The sequence below is a fragment of the Acinetobacter sp. LMB-5 genome (assembly GCF_001541635.1).
GTDB lineage: Bacteria > Pseudomonadota > Gammaproteobacteria > Pseudomonadales > Moraxellaceae > Acinetobacter > Acinetobacter pittii.
The window spans coordinates 12697-28274 of sequence record NZ_LRDR01000013.1 but is presented as its reverse complement, the minus strand read 5'-3'; the positions used below and the strand labels follow the sequence as shown (position 1 = coordinate 28274).

At 40.2% G+C, this 15578-nt stretch carries 15 protein-coding genes and 1 riboswitch; of the genes, 7 read left to right on the top strand and 8 right to left on the bottom strand.

What is annotated here, in order from left to right; genetic code table 11:
- The first annotated feature begins 10 nt into the window (after nucleotides 1-10).
- Nucleotides 11-1207 (top strand): putative lipid II flippase FtsW, encoded by a 1197-nt coding sequence (ftsW, locus tag AW165_RS16000; protein ID WP_005079447.1) that lies wholly within the window; start codon nucleotides 11-13, stop codon nucleotides 1205-1207.
- A 54-nt stretch (nucleotides 1208-1261) separates the two neighbouring features.
- Here ftsW and gluQRS read toward each other — a convergent pair whose 3' ends face one another.
- The 6 genes from gluQRS to AW165_RS15970 form a co-directional block, all read right to left on the bottom strand.
- On the bottom strand, nucleotides 1262-2245 hold the full coding sequence (gluQRS, locus tag AW165_RS15995; RefSeq protein ID WP_081410696.1) for a tRNA glutamyl-Q(34) synthetase GluQRS: 984 nt from the start codon (nucleotides 2243-2245) through the stop codon (nucleotides 1262-1264).
- 2 nt (nucleotides 2246-2247) lie between these two features.
- On the bottom strand, nucleotides 2248-2784 hold the full coding sequence (dksA, locus tag AW165_RS15990; RefSeq protein ID WP_002121205.1) for an RNA polymerase-binding protein DksA: 537 nt from the start codon (nucleotides 2782-2784) through the stop codon (nucleotides 2248-2250).
- Nucleotides 2785-2995: 211 nt separating this feature from the next.
- Nucleotides 2996-3808 carry a 3',5'-cyclic-AMP phosphodiesterase gene (gene cpdA / locus AW165_RS15985; RefSeq protein ID WP_057070657.1) on the bottom strand — a complete coding sequence of 271 codons (813 nt, stop codon included), beginning with the start codon at nucleotides 3806-3808 and terminating at the stop codon, nucleotides 2996-2998.
- A 4-nt stretch (nucleotides 3809-3812) separates the two neighbouring features.
- Complete coding sequence (locus tag AW165_RS15980; RefSeq protein ID WP_060466384.1) at nucleotides 3813-4439, bottom strand: NUDIX domain-containing protein; 627 nt, start codon at nucleotides 4437-4439, stop codon at nucleotides 3813-3815.
- Nucleotides 4440-4514: 75 nt separating this feature from the next.
- Entirely contained in the window at nucleotides 4515-6392 is a 1878-nt protein-coding gene (thiC, locus tag AW165_RS15975) for a phosphomethylpyrimidine synthase ThiC (RefSeq protein WP_002121180.1), read from the bottom strand.
- Between the two features lie 89 nt (nucleotides 6393-6481).
- Nucleotides 6482-6616: riboswitch (TPP riboswitch) on the bottom strand.
- A 34-nt stretch (nucleotides 6617-6650) separates the two neighbouring features.
- Nucleotides 6651-7733, bottom strand: coding sequence for a hypothetical protein (locus AW165_RS15970; RefSeq protein ID WP_212823876.1), 1083 nt, complete (start codon nucleotides 7731-7733; stop codon nucleotides 6651-6653).
- A gap of 108 nt (nucleotides 7734-7841) precedes the next feature.
- Here AW165_RS15970 and AW165_RS15965 point away from each other — a divergent pair, with 108 nt between their 5' ends.
- The 4 genes from AW165_RS15965 to phoU all read left to right on the top strand — a co-directional run bounded on the left by AW165_RS15965 (nucleotide 7842) and on the right by phoU (nucleotide 11576).
- On the top strand, nucleotides 7842-8423 hold the full coding sequence (locus AW165_RS15965) for a TetR/AcrR family transcriptional regulator (protein WP_060466383.1): 582 nt from the start codon (nucleotides 7842-7844) through the stop codon (nucleotides 8421-8423).
- Nucleotides 8416-9321, top strand: coding sequence for a DMT family transporter (locus AW165_RS15960; protein ID WP_060466382.1), 906 nt, complete (start codon nucleotides 8416-8418; stop codon nucleotides 9319-9321). Before AW165_RS15965 ends, AW165_RS15960 begins: the two co-directional genes overlap by 8 nt.
- Nucleotides 9322-9416: 95 nt before the next feature.
- Nucleotides 9417-10748, top strand: a complete 1332-nt coding sequence (locus AW165_RS15955) for a TolC family outer membrane protein (RefSeq protein ID WP_002121145.1) — start codon at nucleotides 9417-9419, stop codon at nucleotides 10746-10748.
- A 105-nt stretch (nucleotides 10749-10853) separates the two neighbouring features.
- Nucleotides 10854-11576: a phosphate signaling complex protein PhoU gene (gene phoU, locus AW165_RS15950; RefSeq protein WP_000075183.1), complete on the top strand. Its 723-nt coding sequence runs from the start codon at nucleotides 10854-10856 to the stop codon at nucleotides 11574-11576.
- Nucleotides 11577-11882: 306 nt separating this feature from the next.
- On the opposite strand, the gene AW165_RS15945 is transcribed toward phoU, so the two are convergent.
- Both AW165_RS15945 and argH read right to left on the bottom strand, forming a co-directional pair.
- Nucleotides 11883-12152 (bottom strand): oxidative damage protection protein, encoded by a 270-nt coding sequence (locus tag AW165_RS15945; RefSeq protein ID WP_000089995.1) that lies wholly within the window; start codon nucleotides 12150-12152, stop codon nucleotides 11883-11885.
- A 9-nt stretch (nucleotides 12153-12161) separates the two neighbouring features.
- Nucleotides 12162-13595, bottom strand: coding sequence for an argininosuccinate lyase (gene argH / locus AW165_RS15940; protein WP_002121138.1), 1434 nt, complete (start codon nucleotides 13593-13595; stop codon nucleotides 12162-12164).
- Between argH and AW165_RS15935 the strand changes: the two genes are divergently transcribed.
- Nucleotides 13586-14725: a sensor histidine kinase gene (locus tag AW165_RS15935; RefSeq protein WP_002121140.1), complete on the top strand. Its 1140-nt coding sequence runs from the start codon at nucleotides 13586-13588 to the stop codon at nucleotides 14723-14725. The genes argH and AW165_RS15935 overlap by 10 nt on opposite strands.
- A 60-nt stretch (nucleotides 14726-14785) precedes the next feature.
- Nucleotides 14786-15526 carry a LytR/AlgR family response regulator transcription factor gene (locus tag AW165_RS15930; protein ID WP_032070634.1) on the top strand — a complete coding sequence of 247 codons (741 nt, stop codon included), beginning with the start codon at nucleotides 14786-14788 and terminating at the stop codon, nucleotides 15524-15526.
- The last annotated feature ends 52 nt before the right edge of the window (nucleotides 15527-15578 follow it).

Sequence of the window (15578 nt, the reverse complement as noted above, 5' to 3'; positions counted from 1 at the left end):
GGAATGTAGTATGGCAGGCTTAGCTCAGACCACAATCCAGAAAATCAATCATTGGTATGAACGGATATTGCCTAAATGGCCAGCGGAAGTGACGCCACGTAATGTCCTGATTTTCTGTGTCGTTGCATTATTATGTATCGGTTCAGTGATGGTTGCATCTGCTTCGATGCCCTATGCTGAATATATGCATGAAAACCCGTTTCACTATGTGATTCGTCATGGTATTTCGATTGTCGCTGCGGGTGTAGTGGCTTATTTGACCTATCGAATATCACTGAATACGTGGTTTAAAAATACCTTCCCGCTGTGGTTATTAACCATGGTTCTGTTGCTTGCTGCTTTGGTGGTTGGTTCGGAAGTCAACGGTTCTACACGTTGGATTAAGATCGGTGGTTTCACCTTGCAGCCAACCGAGGTTGCCAAAGTCATGATGGCAATCTTTACCGCAGACTACGTTGTACGCCGTGCCAAAGAAGTTCGTACTCATTGGAAAGGCTTATTGCGTTTAAGTGGGGTTATGGCAATCACGGTCGGTTTGATTATTGCTGAGCCTGACTTAGGGGCAACCGTCGTTATTGTCATGATGATGGTTGGGGTGTTCTTTTTAGCGGGCGCGCCGCCAACTCAGTTCTTAATCATGCTTGGTGCGATTGTCACGGGTATCGTGTTTTTGATCTTATTTGAACCATATCGTTTCCAGCGTTTGATTTCGTTTACTGATCCATGGGCAGACCCGTTGGGTGTGGGTTATCAGTTATCAAATGCATTAATGGCTTTTGGCCGTGGTGAATGGTTTGGTACAGGCTTAGGGCATAGTGTACAAAAACTATCTTATTTACCTGAAGCGCATACTGACTTTATGTTGGCAGTGCTAGGTGAAGAGTTTGGCTTTGTGGGTATTTCTATTGTTATTGGCTTGTCTTTCTTGATGCTGGCATGTTGTATCAAAATTGGTCACCGTGCCTTGAAACATCATTACCTTCGCGCAGGCTATTTAGCTTACGGCATTAGTATTATTTTCTTGCTCCAGATTTTGGTAAATGCGGGCATGAATATGGGCTTAATGCCGACTAAAGGTTTGACTTTGCCATTCATTAGTTATGGTGGTACGTCTTTAATGATGTGTGCTGCGATGATTAGCTTAATCTTAAAGATTGATGCATCAACACAAGAAGTTAACCCAGAACGAGAAGAGTCAAACTTCTAATTGAGTATTTAGAAGTTTAAAAAGCCCGATTTGATATCGGGCTTTTTTTATTATTTATAGATATGTTCCGCTGAGCTCTTGCACATGAGGAATCAAATCAATATTCCACTGTGCTACAGCCTGCCTTAGCATCGCTCTAGGCTGATCTAAATCAACGTTGGGTTGTCCCAAGGCCAGTATTGCTTTTTGAAGTAATTCAGGCGCTTTTGATAAATCGAGTGCTTGGGCTAGATTCTGTTTAGAGAGCTTTTGCCCTTGGTCATTCATTGCAAGGGGAAGGTGCATATAGCTTAGTTGAGGATAACCTAGAAGCTGACCTAACCAAATCTGACGTTCGGTGTTATCTAATAAGTCCGCGCCTCGAACGACATGGGTAATACCTTGTAGATAATCATCCACAACGACCGCAAGTTGATAGTTAATAATCCCATCACGGCGCTTAAGAACAAAATCTCCAAGATCGTGTTGTAGATTGGAGCAATGATGTCCTTGTAATCGGTCATCAAAACAGATCTGCTGATCTTGAACTTTTACCCGAATCGCTTGACCTTGAAAATCAAGATTGAGATCGCGGCAAGTACCTGCATAGATTGCATTTGAACCAAGCATTTTGCGGGTACATTGACATGCATAGATAAGACCTTCTTTTTTGAGTTGGTCTAATACGCTTTCATAAATGTCTAAACGATTTTTTTGAAAGATGATCTCTGCATCGGGTTCGAACTGGAAGGCTTCAAGTGATGTAAGAATATGCTCTTCACTGCCGGGATAAATACGAGGGATATCTGTATCTTCGACACGAACGAGCCATTTGCCTTGATGGGCTTTTGCATCGCAATAGCTGGCAACAGCAGTAATCAGTGATCCAAAATGCAAAGGGCCGGTTGGCGATGGCGCAAACCGACCTGAGTATGAGCAGCGATTAAGCGGAACATTGTTCCGCCGCTGCGCAAGAGAAAAGCTATGCTTTTCTGGCAGGCGATTTAACTGCTGCACAACAGCCGAGTTGTGCTCGGCTGGAGAATTATCAACAGTCACAATTAACCGTTATTTTGCTTCTCTTTGATTTCTGCCAAAGTTTTGCAATCAATACATAACGTTGCAGTTGGACGTGCTTCTAAACGACGTAAGCCGATTTCAATACCACAAGTTTCACAGAAACCGTAGTCTTCATTCTTAATAGCTTCCATAGATTGTTCGATTTTACGAATTAACTTACGTTCACGGTCACGTGTACGTAATTCAATTGCAAATTCTTCTTCTTGGGTAGCACGGTCATTTACATCTGGCAGTGCAGTTGATTCGTCTTGCATCGTATTTAAAGTACGATCAACTTCAGACATTAATTCAGCTTTCCATGCTTGCAGAATTTGTCGGAAATGCTCGAGCTGTCCTTCAGACATGTACTCTTCATTTTTCTTAGGTTGATAAGGTGCAATACCAAATAAACTTGCAGTTGTGCCTATGTCAGAAGTTTTAGGTTTCACTTTACGTGCACGTTTTGCAGAAGCTTTGTCACCTTCCACTACAACTTCTGTATGTTCATCCAAAACTTGGTTGTGGTTGTCATTCGCCATAATAGGGCATTCCTCATCATACACGTATTATCTATACGCAAAAAATATGGTGATATGCAAGTGTTTTTATAGAAAACCATCGATGGGATTTTCCCATCGGGTCGTCATCATATAGATTTTTCCTGCAAGATGATAGTCATTCCGACCCGTAAATATTTTCAAAACGTGTTTACCCCAGTCATAATTATATATAAGCATATAAGAAATAGGGCTAATAGCCTGAAATATCAGTGTTTATATGGCCTTGAAAATTTTCAAGACGAAAGACTTCGGTTTCAAAACTACCATCGTTTTTTAGACGAATGTAACGATAGCCGGGAGCATTTTGATCGAGTGCAAAATCATTACTAAAGGGTTTAAACTGCACACTTGTCGAGGGTGTAGAGAAAAATTCGATCCCTTGCCAAGTGTTTATTGAGTCCTGATGAACATGCCCGCAGACTAAAGCTTTTACATTTTTAAATGGAGCCAATGTAGTAAGCAGAGCATTAGAATTTTGTAACTTGTGATGATCAATCCATTTTGACTTCATGGCAAAAGGATGGTGATGACAAGCCAGCAAAATCGGATTGTCTGCATACTCTTCGAGTAAATTCGTTAAGTTCTCTAGCTGTTCTGCTGATAGATGCCCATCAATATGACCTTTTACTGCACTATTTAATAAAATAACTCGCCAGTTCCCTAAGCAAATGACCACAGGTTCCTGATGATTCTCTTTATGCAATGGAAAATGGTCAACATTGTCATGATTACCTAAGGTCTGAAAAAAGGGCAGCCCTAAGGTTTGCATATATTGAATATAACGTTTGTAGGTAATAGGCGTTGGTGCCTGAGCTAGGTCCCCAGTATGGATAATTGCATCAATTTCAGGATGTTTATTAAGTATCTGTTGCATAATGGCATGAAAGCTTTCTTCAGGATTCATACCCACAAATTCTAAATGCGGATACTCCAATAGGTGGGTATCGGTAATTTGTATAATGACATGGTCTTTTTGTGAAAGTGTTGAGACTTGAAAAGTCACCGTCCTACCTCTTCGGGTTTATTATCGTTTTGCTGTGTTGGGCCAGCCATTGTAATGCCATAATGACAGGAGCATTTCTTAAACGTCCGCTGTCGAGTAGAGTCTGGATTTCACTATAATTAAATAAGTGTAATTGAATATTTTCACCCTCATCATCTACGCCAAATACACCCCCTTCAGCGGGTAATTCAGTTTCAGCAACATAGAGATGAAATAACTCTGAGCAAGCACCAGCTGACGGGTAAAAGCTAAATAGATGCTCTAAATTTTGAACTTCGCAACCTGATTCTTCAAGGCTCTCTCGTCGAATACAACTTTCTGGTGATTCATCACCATCTAACACACCTGCAATTATTTCTAGCTGCCATGGGGAATGATAGTCATCTAAAGCCCCAACACGAAACTGTTCAATCAGTGCAAACTGTTGTTTTTGATCGTTGTAGAGTAGTACACCAGCTGCTTCAGGCCGATGAACGAGTTCACGCTGCAATACATGAGTATATTCAGATTGATTAAATAGACGATGTCGAAGGCTGACTTTTTCAACTTGAATAAAACCACGGAATAGAGATTCACGTGATGTTACTTCGACATCTTTAGATGTATAACTTGGACGTTCAACAATACTCATGATTCGGTCAGGACGAAATCTATTTATTTCATCCTAACCGAGAATCAGGGCTAGGCAAGTGTTTTTTTTGAATATTTACACTTTATGATACAGTTTTTGTCCTTGTTCTTGATAAACCTCTTTCATCGCTTTGAGGCCTTCTTCAACCTCTGAATCGTTATTGGTGAGGTTGTTGGCATAGTCACGTACATTCTGAGTGATTTTCATTGAACAGAATTTTGGACCACACATTGAACAGAAGTGAGCAGATTTATGAGCCTCTTTTGGTAAGGTTTCATCGTGCATACTACGTGCTGTATCAGGGTCTAAACTTAGGTTGAACTGATCATCCCAACGGAACTCAAAACGTGCTTTTGATAAGGCATTATCACGTACCTGTGCACCCGGATGTCCTTTCGCAAGATCGGCGGCATGTGCTGCAAGCTTGTAGGTAATAATCCCGTCTTTAACATCTTTTTTGTTTGGTAGACCCAAATGCTCTTTTGGTGTGACATAGCAAAGCATCGCTGTGCCGTACCAACCAATCATGGCTGCACCAATTGCAGATGTAATGTGGTCATAACCTGGAGCGATATCTGTTGTTAATGGCCCAAGTGTATAGAATGGCGCTTCTTTACACACTTCTAGCTGAAGGTCCATGTTTTCTTTAATCATGTGCATTGGTACGTGACCAGGGCCTTCAATCATGACCTGAACATCATGTTCCCATGCACGGTGAGTCAGTTCACCTAAGGTTTTAAGTTCGCTGAACTGTGCTTCGTCATTTGCATCTTGAATACAGCCCGGACGTAAGCCATCACCTAAGCTAAATGAAACGTCATAAGCTTTCATGATTTCACAGATTTCATCGAAATGAGTGTATAAGAAGTTTTCTTCATGATGCGCTAGACACCATTGCGCCATGATTGAACCACCACGCGACACAATACCTGTTAAACGGTTTGCTGTAAGTGGCACATAGCGAAGTAATACACCTGCGTGAATGGTGAAGTAGTCAACACCTTGTTCAGCTTGTTCAATTAGTGTGTCTTTGAAGATTTCCCAAGTCAGGTCCTCTGCAACCCCATCAACTTTTTCAAGTGCTTGATAAATCGGTACGGTGCCGATTGGAACAGGTGAGTTACGAATAATCCATTCACGTGTTTCATGAATGTTTTTACCTGTCGACAAGTCCATAATGGTGTCGGCACCCCAACGGGTTGCCCAAGTCATTTTCGCAACTTCTTCGTCAATTGAAGAGCCAAGCGCTGAGTTACCAATATTGGCATTAATTTTCACCAAGAAATTACGACCAATAATCATTGGCTCAAGTTCTGGGTGGTTAATGTTTGCAGGAATGATCGCACGACCTTCAGCAACTTCTTGGCGAACAAATTCAGGTGTAATTTCTTTTAAGTTCTTTGCACCGAAATTTTGTCCAGCATGTTGACGCATATCAACACCTTCACGCTGGCGCTGATTCTCACGAATTGCAATATATTCCATTTCAGGTGTGATAATACCTTGCTTGGCATAGTGCATTTGAGTGACATTTTTGCCAGCTTTAGCGCGGCGTGGGTTTTGAATATGAGCAAAACGAATGTCAGCGGTGCGAATGTCTTTTAAACGTTCCTGACCAAATTTTGAGGTCAAGCCAGAAAGTACGTCAGTATCGTTACGTTCTTCAATCCAGTTTTGGCGAACTGAAGGTAAACCTTTGTCTAAATCAATTTGAACATTTGGGTCGGTATAAACACCTGAAGTGTCATATACCATAACAGGAGGGTTATGTTCACCGCCAAGACCGGTAGGGGTGTCGGTTAAAGAAATTTCTCGCATTGGAACCTGAATGTCAGGGCGAGAGCCTTCAATATAAACTTTTTTAGAAGCGGGTAAGATGCGAGTTAAATCTTTTGCATCTTGTTCATGTTGTGCTGAAATTTCAGCAGAAGAAAGATTCGTTAACTGGTTCATCACATGATCCTTATGAATAACATCAACGAATCAAGCACGACCAAAAACGATGGCGGATTTATCTTTAACTAGATAAATTTAAGGCTTAAGTTTTCAGATGGCTTGATTCCTACGCAGGTCTTAACCTGATCAGGTTCAACGGTACTTGTGATCAAACTTGTGTTGCGATAACACGGAATTTACACAATCTCAGCGAGCTATTACTCGCGCTCCGTCAAGCGATTTAAAGACTAACATGTTTTAGGTTGGCTGGCATTGTCAATTTGTATCTATACAAACCGCATCCATATGGCAGTCACGATAGACTTCCGTGTTCCATGGCGAATCAAATTTTAATAGTTGCTCAAGTTGTTCATGAGTCATCTGATAATTTGATTTTTTATCGCCATTTTTATCAGTTAAATCTATTTTAAATTGCTTATTGCGCTCATCGATAGGCGTAGCAATAAATTTAAGAAACAGTTGAGCGGGTTTCGCTAGACTCGACTCGTTTTGTGTAGACAAAAACCGAATTTGTTGAAGAGCATCTTTATCAAACCACGTATTCGGTGCATATTCATCTGACACGGGCGTATTGTCTAAGCCAAAGAAAATAAAATAACGATATTCATTAAATAGTAGTTTTGCATCACCAATAAAGTGGCTCTTTGGATACTTTTGAATAAACTTTTCCCAAAATAATGCGCGTTCAGTGAGCTCTTTCCATGAAATAGCCAAAGCACCATCGTTATAAAAAATATCCTGATTGTCTTTCGCCATACGAGTTAAAAACTCTTTTTGGTCCGCGGGTAAGGACTTAGAAAAAACGTCAACTAAATAGCTTGGCTGGCGTCGATAGGTAAACATGCCTTCACCTTGATAGAGAAGTTCAATGTAGGCTTGGCCTTCATGTTGAAGTAAATATTGATCACGTGGGCTCAGTTGGGCGAAGAGCTTTTTCTGACTTTGAATAACCTTTTTAAGGTCTTGTTTCTGTTCTAAAACGGCATAGCCAAATGCTTCAAAAGCTCTACCTGTTTTTTCAGTGTAGTCTTGTTTTAGAAAACGTTGATACATGGCAGTTGATGCATCAATCAGCTTAAGCTGCTCATGATTTTTTAAAGAGGGAACACAGATTTTAAGCTTTTCATTAATTTGATTTAAGTCTTCTATTTTGCTGTTTTGATTAATCGTGTGCATAGCTACCATAATTTGTAAGCAGCTACTGTCTTGTTTTTGAGTGGCCTTTTGCTCAGTTGGTTTTTGCTCTTTAGATACAGCCTGATCTTGCTCTGATGTTTTATTACATCCAGCTAAAAGTAGTGCACCGCACATACTCATTATTAGAACTTTTTTCATCATTGTACTTTTATAGAAATTAATATTGCTCAAATTATAACGCTTAAAAAGATTGCATCATTGTTAGAAATCTTTATTATTAGGTAGGTCGGTCTACTTAATTAAAAAACTATGAATGATAAAACAGCAAGACAGAAAATTCTCGATGCAGCGGCAACCTTGTTTTATAACGATGGTATTACTGCAACAGGAATCAACTCAGTTACGGCTAAAGCAGATGTTGCGAAGATGTCGCTTTATAATAATTTTTCTTCAAAAGGTGAGCTTGTTGATGCCTACATTGCTGCACGCCATCAAGAGTGGCTTGATCTCTACCAAAAGCGTTTAGAAAAAATAAAAACAGCTAAAGAAGCCATCTTGGCCGTATTTGATGCCTATCAAGACCATGCGGAATTTGCCTATGAAAAAGGCTTTCGAGGTTGTGGGTTATTGAATGCTGCGGCTGAGTTTCCGGCCAATAGTACAGGGCGTAGTTCTGTAAGGCAGCATAAAGAAGAAGTGGAGGCTATTGTTGCTGAGCATTTAAAAAAATTAATCCCAGAGTCACAGCGCATTAACTATGTGGCTACGCAGCTTTCTTTTCTTTTAGAGGGTTCTATGGCACGAGCAGGCCTAGAAGGAAACAGCCGTCAACTTCTATTAGCAAAACAAATGGCAGAAGACATTTTAAATAGAGAATGTCCATATGATTAGCCTCATTAAAAATAGTAGCTATGGAGGCACAATTGCAATTTTAGTTGCTTCTGTTTTGTGGGGAACAACAGGTACGGCGGCAGCATTTGCACCGACACTTGGCCCACTTGCTATTGGCGCTGTAGCGATGGGCGGTGGAGGCCTTTTACAAGCTTTGGTTGCATCACGAGCAATACGCGAAAACCGCCAGTTTATAAGGGAAAATATTTCAATACTGCTTTTAGGCATAGCGGCGGTGGGTATTTATCCCTTGGCTTTTTATTCTTCAATGCATTATGCAGGTATTACGATTGGCACCGTGGTTTCAATTGGTACTGCTCCACTAATCGCAGCAATTTTAGAACGATTCTTTGATCGCAAAGCTTTATCTGCTATTTGGTTTCTAAGTTTTGTGTGCGGTGTGCTTGGTGTAAGTATGTTGTCGATGGGCGAAAGTCATGCGGTTCAAGAGAGTACAAATCAATGGAATAAATACTTCGGTATTTTGCTTGGGCTGGTCGCTGCTACAACTTATTCGCTTTATTCATGGGCCGCGAAAAGATTAATAGATCGGGGTGTTGCTGCTAAAGCTGCAATGGGCATGATTATGGGAGGTGGAGCGGTTATTTTGCTTCCTACTTTGTTGATTACAGGTGGAGGGTTACTACAAAGCTCAACCAATCTACTTGTGGCTGGCTATATGATGCTGATTCCTATGTTTTTGGGTTATTTACTTTTTGGATTTGGTCTAAAAACAGTAAATGCCAGCAAAGCGACGACCTTAACTCTATTTGAACCTTTAGTAGCTGCAGTTTTTGCCATCGTTTTGGTTGGCGAGCATGTTTCATGGGTAGGTTGGATAGGCATGTTTTTGATTTTTATTTGTATTTTAATCTTGTCAAAAACTAAGAACGCTTAAAAAACTAAAACTTTTAATGGCTTGAGTTTGATTTGAATTTTTCTTAGTCTTAAAGGCAAGTTTTATCGTTGATTTGAACAATGAAAATAAAATTAATGGTCGCTGTTGGCCTTTGGAGTTTTGCATCTTCGAGTTTTGCTCTAGATTTGGTTGAAGCTTATGAGCGCGCAAAACAAAATGACCCGACGTGGCAAGCCAATCAACAACAATATGAAGCAGATCAACTGAACTTAGGCTTAGCAACAGGGGCATTATTACCCACTGTCACATTGTCTGGAAACATTACTCGTAATCGACAAACTGTAAAACGTTCAAACTTTCCGGGCGTTGATCAAGAAGGCCTGTCAGATGCTTTGGTAAGTAATACATCAACGACTCGACAAGCCACTCTCACTGCACGTCAGCCATTATTTCGAATGGATGCTTGGGAAGGTTATAAGCAAGTTAAAACTTCGGTTGCCTTAAGTGAAATTACCTTAAGGCTGCAAAAACAAGATCATGTTTTAAATGTGGCAGAAGCCTATTTTAATGTGTTGCGTCAGCAGGCACTGAGTGTTGCATACTTACAAGAAGAAAAGGCTTTGCTTGAACAGCTCAATATGATGAATGCCAAACTCAAAGAAGGGTTGGTGGCACGTAGTGATGTAAGTGAAGCAAATGCTCAATATCAAAATGCCAGAGCCAATCGTATTTCAACCAATGTTCAATTACTTTTAGCCCAAGAGCAGCTTTCTGAATATATTGGTTCTTATCAAGATAAACTCGCTGTACTGCGCAGTGATTTTAATTTTCAAAAGCCTTATCCAGCAGAACTTAATGACTGGCTTTCTTTGGCGCAGCAAAAAAACTTAAAGATCCAGCAAGCCCGTTTACAGCAAAAATATAGTGAAGACCAGCGCCGTGTCGAAAAGGCAGCGCTTTATCCTCAAATAGATGCTGTAGCAAGTTATGGCTATACCAAACAAACACCAGAGACACTCATTTCGACTGACGGAAAATTTGATCAGGTCGGGGTAGAAATGAACTGGAATCTCTTTAATGGTGGACGGACCCGAACATCAATTAAAAAAGCCACTGTAGAAGCGAGTAAAGCGCAGGCACAACTTGATGCAGCCATCCGCCGTGCCAATGTCGATGTGAAAAGTGCCTTTATGCAGGTCGACACAGATCAAGCCAAACTTGAAGCAAGAAAGGCTGCAATGGATTCATCTTCTTTAGTTTCTCAAGCTTCAAAAGCGAGTTATAACGAAGGCTTGAAAAGTATGGTTGATGTTTTATTGGCGCAGCGTAATGCTTTTTCTGCAAAACAGGATTATCTTAATGCTCAGTATGACTATTTATTGAATGTGCTTCGTTTAAAAGCTGCGGTAGGCCAGTTAGGTGAAAAAGATCTGGTTGAGCTTAATAGCTGGTTAACTTATCAGTAATTAAAAGCTTTTATCTGAAATTTAATTTTGTCATAAAAACTTAATGATTGCTGTGTTTTAATGCTCAATCATTTTATTCCCGCGCCATCATGTTGGAGGCTTCCCTTGAGTCCGAGTAATCCGGTGTTAAGCCATCATATTTCTTCTCAATTTAATGAAGATTTGCAAGATGTAAACACAAAGTTTATGACCATGGGTGGCTTGGTCGAACAGCAGGTTGCAAATGCAATCCATTCTTTACTTGATACTGACGCAAATTTAGCGATTGATGTTCAATTTAAAGATAATGCAGTCAATCAATATGAACGTGATATTGATGAAGGCTTAACATTAATTTTGGCGCGTCGTCATCCGGCAGCGATTGATTTGCGTATGGTTATTGCCATGAGCAAAGCCAATACTGACCTTGAGCGTATTGGTGATGAAGCAGCGAAAATTGCCCGTATTGCACAAAACCTGTGTGAAGAGGGCGGGTCACCGCGTGGCTACATGGAAACACGTCATATTGGTAACCAAGTTCGTGTCATGATTCATGATGCACTTGACGCTTTTGCACGTTTAGATGCAGATCAAGCTTTACGTGTACTTTTAGCTGATGCTGACATCGACCGTGAATATCAATCAGCAACACGTACATTAATGACCTATATGATTGAAGACCCGCGCCATATTGCTCGTGTGATTAATGTCATGTGGGTTTTACGTTCATTAGAGCGTATTGGCGATCATGCGCGTAACATTGCTGAGCAAGTGATTTATATGGCAAAAGGCTTTGATGCTCGTCATACCAAAATTGAAGAAATTGAAGCCAAAGTCCACGAAAAGTAATCTTGAGCTGAAATATTTAAAGGCCTTGTTTGAAACAAGGCTTTTTTGTTTTTAAAAAATAATAGATAAAAAAATGTCCCGAACTTTGGGGGGAAGTTCAGGACAGAAAATCAAGTGCATAAACACGACAGGGATCGTGTTCTTCTTGCTATAGAGTGATATTAAGTTCTTCGCTTTTTGATGTCATGTAGAGTCCTGTGCGCTCTATGTAAGGCTTTTTATGTTTGTGTAAGTTTCACGTAAAAAAAGGCGGATCTATGTATATAGAGCCGCCTTTTTAATGATGAATAAGCTAAAACAAACCGATTATTCTGGTTTCCAGCCTTCAGCTTTTTCTACGCTTTCATCATTATTGAAGAATTTCTCACGTTGTTCTTCCAGAAACTTTTTAGCTTCTGGTTCAAACACGTTTAAACGCTTTTCATTAATTAGCGTAGTTTGATGCTGTAACCATTCTTGCCATGCTTGCTTAGAAACATTTTCAAAAAAATCTTGGCCTTTAGCACCTGGGAAAGGAGCGAAGTCTAAACCTTCCATTTCCTTTTGATATTTACGGCAAAATACTTGGCGACTCATGTTTTATCCTTAAGCGTATAACTGTTCTAAACGTGTATGGGCACGCGCAATTGCAGCTTCAACCTGTTTTGGAGAAGTTCCACCAATATGATCACGAGCATTTACAGAAGCTTCTAGAGTTAAGGCTTTGTCAAACACATCTGCTGTAATTAAGTCAGAGAATTGCTGTAATTGCTCAAGTGTGAGTTCAGATAAGTCTTTTTCTTCCGCAACACCTAATGCAACAGCTTTACCTACAATTTCATGCGCATCACGGAACGCAACGCCTTTTTTCACTAAGTAGTCAGCAAGGTCAGTTGCAGTTGAGAATCCACGAAGAGCAGCTTCACGCATGATTTCAATATTTGGAACCAATGCAGGAATCATGTCTGCAAATGCCATGAGTGAACCACGAACCGTATCGATTGCATCAAATAAAGGTTCTTTGTCTTCTTGGTTATCTTTGTTGTATGCCAATGGTTGACCTTTCATGAGTGTAAGTAAGCTAATTAAGTCACCAAATACACGGCCAGATTTACCACGAATAAGTTCTGGAACATCTGGGTTTTTCTTCTGTGGCATGATTGAAGAACCAGTACAGAAGCGATCAGGAATATTCACAAATTTGAACTGTGCAGAAGTCCAAAGAATCAGTTCTTCTGACATACGTGATAAATGCATCATGATCAGTGCTGCAGCAGCATTAAATTCGATGGCAAAGTCACGGTCAGATACAGCATCAAGAGAGTTTTCAGATACAGCTTCAAAACCTAAAAGTTCTGCTGTATAAGCACGGTCAATCGGATAAGTTGTACCAGCAAGAGCAGCTGAACCAAGTGGCATGCGGTTAACACGTTTACGGCAGTCTTGAAGACGTTCAGTGTCACGTACTAACATTTCAAACCATGCTAACAAGTGATGACCAAAAGTCACAGGCTGAGCAGTTTGTAGGTGTGTAAAGCCCGGCATAATTGTATTTACATTTTTGGCAGCCAAGCCTAACAAGCCTTTTTGTAAACGTTCTAATAATTTTAAAATATCATCAATTTCGTCGCGCAGGTAAAGACGAATATCAGTTGCAACCTGATCGTTACGGCTACGGCCAGTGTGTAATTTTTTACCTGTAATGCCAATACGTTGAGTCAAACGTGATTCAATGTTCATGTGAACATCTTCAAGATCGATGCGCCACTCAAAGTTTCCAGCCTCAATTTCTGAGCGAATGGTGCTTAAACCTTCAATAATGTCATCGCGTTCTGCTTCTGTGAGTACGCCAACTTTCGCAAGCATGGTAGCATGCGCAATCGAACCAGCGATGTCTTGCTTATAAAAACGTTGGTCAAACTGAACAGAGGCGGTAAATTCGGCTACAAAAGCGTCCGTCGCTTCAGAAAAACGACCACCCCACATACCTGAGGTTTGGTCTGGGGTTACTGAATTAGGGGGATTTGAAGATGTGGTCATGGTGGCTCAGTAAAATAAAAAAGAGTATATCACTTGCCGAAGCTCAACAAACAAAGTTGTTTCCTACAGCATACCGAAATCAAAATTCCTCCTATTTTTTTACGAAAAGCGGGCGTTGGCAACACTTATTCGAATTAATTATCGCAAGTAATGTTTTGGCACTGGTTTTGGCATTGGCTGAAGCACAGTCTTGGCAAGCCTTAAGCGGAGGAAGGCTTTTTCAATACATCGTTTTTATTAACTGGGTAATATTGTCCTTTTTTGCATTGGTTGAACGCTTTCAAGGTTTTTTTAGCAGCTTGCGTCAAGAATTTGCTTTGGCTATTGGTTTTGTCATGCTGCAAAGTATTGTTGTTTTGACCACTTTAATTAGTAATTTTTTTCAGTTTGGTCTTTTAAATAAACATGCTTCTTTAACGCAGGGCTGGAGTGTTTATTTTACCAATGTACCTTTATATCTAAGCTATGGAATATTACTCGGGGCTTTTTGCTTACGTTATTTATATGTCAGGGAACAATGGTTGCATCAGCAATATGCCGAATTAAATGCCCGTATTCAGGCCATGCAAGCACGAATTCACCCTCACTTCTTATTTAATAGTTTAAATAATGTGGTGAGTTTAATTGCGATAGATCCAGATAAAGCAGAAAGCATGCTCATCAGTTTATCGCGGTTATTTCGCGCGAGTTTCCAAGAATTAAAATTGGTGAGTCTGCATGAAGAAATCGAGCTGAGTAAACAATATTTAATGATTGAGCAGGTGCGTTTGGGGGAGCGTTTAAAAGTGGATTGGAAGATCGAGCTTTCATCTGTGCAATTAAAACAGATCACTATTCCTTTATTGACATTACAACCCTTGTTAGAGAATAGTATTTTTCATGGGGTAGAACCAATGATGGGTAAAGCAACCATAGGGGTATTGGTTGAAATATTGCAAAATCAGGTCAGTATAGTCATTACCAACCCATATACAGACGATACAATAAATTCACGGAAAGGGCATGGAATCGCTCTTGAAAATGTTAAGCAGCGCCTGAAAGCGTATTATGGGAACACCGTTAGATTTCAGGTTTATAAAGGTGAAGCTTTATATACCACTATTATGAGCTATCAATATCAAACAAAATAATAAGTCAGTCAGAGTTAACCATAAAAAAATGGACCAAGTTAACGGTGACAAGGAGGATGAATGAAGGTGCTAATTTGTGATGATGAACCACTTGCAGTGGAGCGTTTATCACGTTTAGTTTCAAAGATGGGACATGAGGTTGTATCAACGGCTCATCATGGACAAGAGGCCTTGGAACAGGCACGGCTTCATCAACCGGATGTAATCTTACTTGATATTCAAATGCCAGGTATGAATGGGCTTGTCTGTGCAGAACAGTTAAGTCAGCTCAATCCTCGACCTGCGATTGTATTTTGTACCGCCTACGATCAGCATGCATTAGAAGCTTTTAAAGCTCAGGCTCAAGCTTATCTTCTTAAACCGATTGATCCGGTTGAACTTGAGCAAGCTTTAAGTCAGCTAACTCAACTTACTCAAGCGCAGCTCAATGCATTACCGAATTCTGAACTTTTACAAGATTTAAAAACACAGCGTCATCAAATTGCCGCAAAAACCTATCGTGGTGTTGAGCTGATTCCTGTTGAAAATATCTATTACTTTTTAGCAGATCAGAAATATGTCACTGTGAGACATAAAAATGGCAGTGTATTAATAGATGAAACATTAAAAGAGCTTGAAACCGAATTCGCAGATCAGTTCATTCGTATTCATCGAAATGCGTTGGTTGCAGTCGCATATTTAGATGGGTTGGAGCTGATCAGTTCAGGGCAATATCAGGTTAGATTACGCGGTCTTGATGAAAGACTTTCAGTGAGCCGTCGACATTTGTCTACGCTTAGAGAGCGAATTCATCAGCTCTAAATTTAAAAGAGTTATCTTGGACTTGCGAGATTTTACTTGCAATTTTAAGGGA

What these genes read in the sequence shown, in the direction of transcription:
- ftsW (WP_005079447.1), top strand. Translation starts at nt 11, where the DNA reads ATGGCAGGCTTAGCTCAGACCACAATCCAGAAAATCAATCATTGGTAT.
- AW165_RS15960 (WP_060466382.1), top strand. Translation starts at nt 8,416, where the DNA reads ATGATTAGCCTCATTAAAAATAGTAGCTATGGAGGCACAATTGCAATT.
- thiC (WP_002121180.1), bottom strand. Translation starts at nt 6,392, where the DNA reads ATGAACCAGTTAACGAATCTTTCTTCTGCTGAAATTTCAGCACAACAT.
- AW165_RS15945 (WP_000089995.1), bottom strand. Translation starts at nt 12,152, where the DNA reads ATGAGTCGCCAAGTATTTTGCCGTAAATATCAAAAGGAAATGGAAGGT.
- dksA (WP_002121205.1), bottom strand. Translation starts at nt 2,784, where the DNA reads ATGGCGAATGACAACCACAACCAAGTTTTGGATGAACATACAGAAGTT.
- AW165_RS15965 (WP_060466383.1), top strand. Translation starts at nt 7,842, where the DNA reads ATGAATGATAAAACAGCAAGACAGAAAATTCTCGATGCAGCGGCAACC.
- AW165_RS15980 (WP_060466384.1), bottom strand. Translation starts at nt 4,439, where the DNA reads ATGAGTATTGTTGAACGTCCAAGTTATACATCTAAAGATGTCGAAGTA.
- AW165_RS15970 (WP_212823876.1), bottom strand. Translation starts at nt 7,733, where the DNA reads ATGATGAAAAAAGTTCTAATAATGAGTATGTGCGGTGCACTACTTTTA.
- argH (WP_002121138.1), bottom strand. Translation starts at nt 13,595, where the DNA reads ATGACCACATCTTCAAATCCCCCTAATTCAGTAACCCCAGACCAAACC.
- AW165_RS15935 (WP_002121140.1), top strand. Translation starts at nt 13,586, where the DNA reads ATGTGGTCATGGTGGCTCAGTAAAATAAAAAAGAGTATATCACTTGCC.
- AW165_RS15930 (WP_032070634.1), top strand. Translation starts at nt 14,786, where the DNA reads ATGAAGGTGCTAATTTGTGATGATGAACCACTTGCAGTGGAGCGTTTA.
- AW165_RS15955 (WP_002121145.1), top strand. Translation starts at nt 9,417, where the DNA reads ATGGTCGCTGTTGGCCTTTGGAGTTTTGCATCTTCGAGTTTTGCTCTA.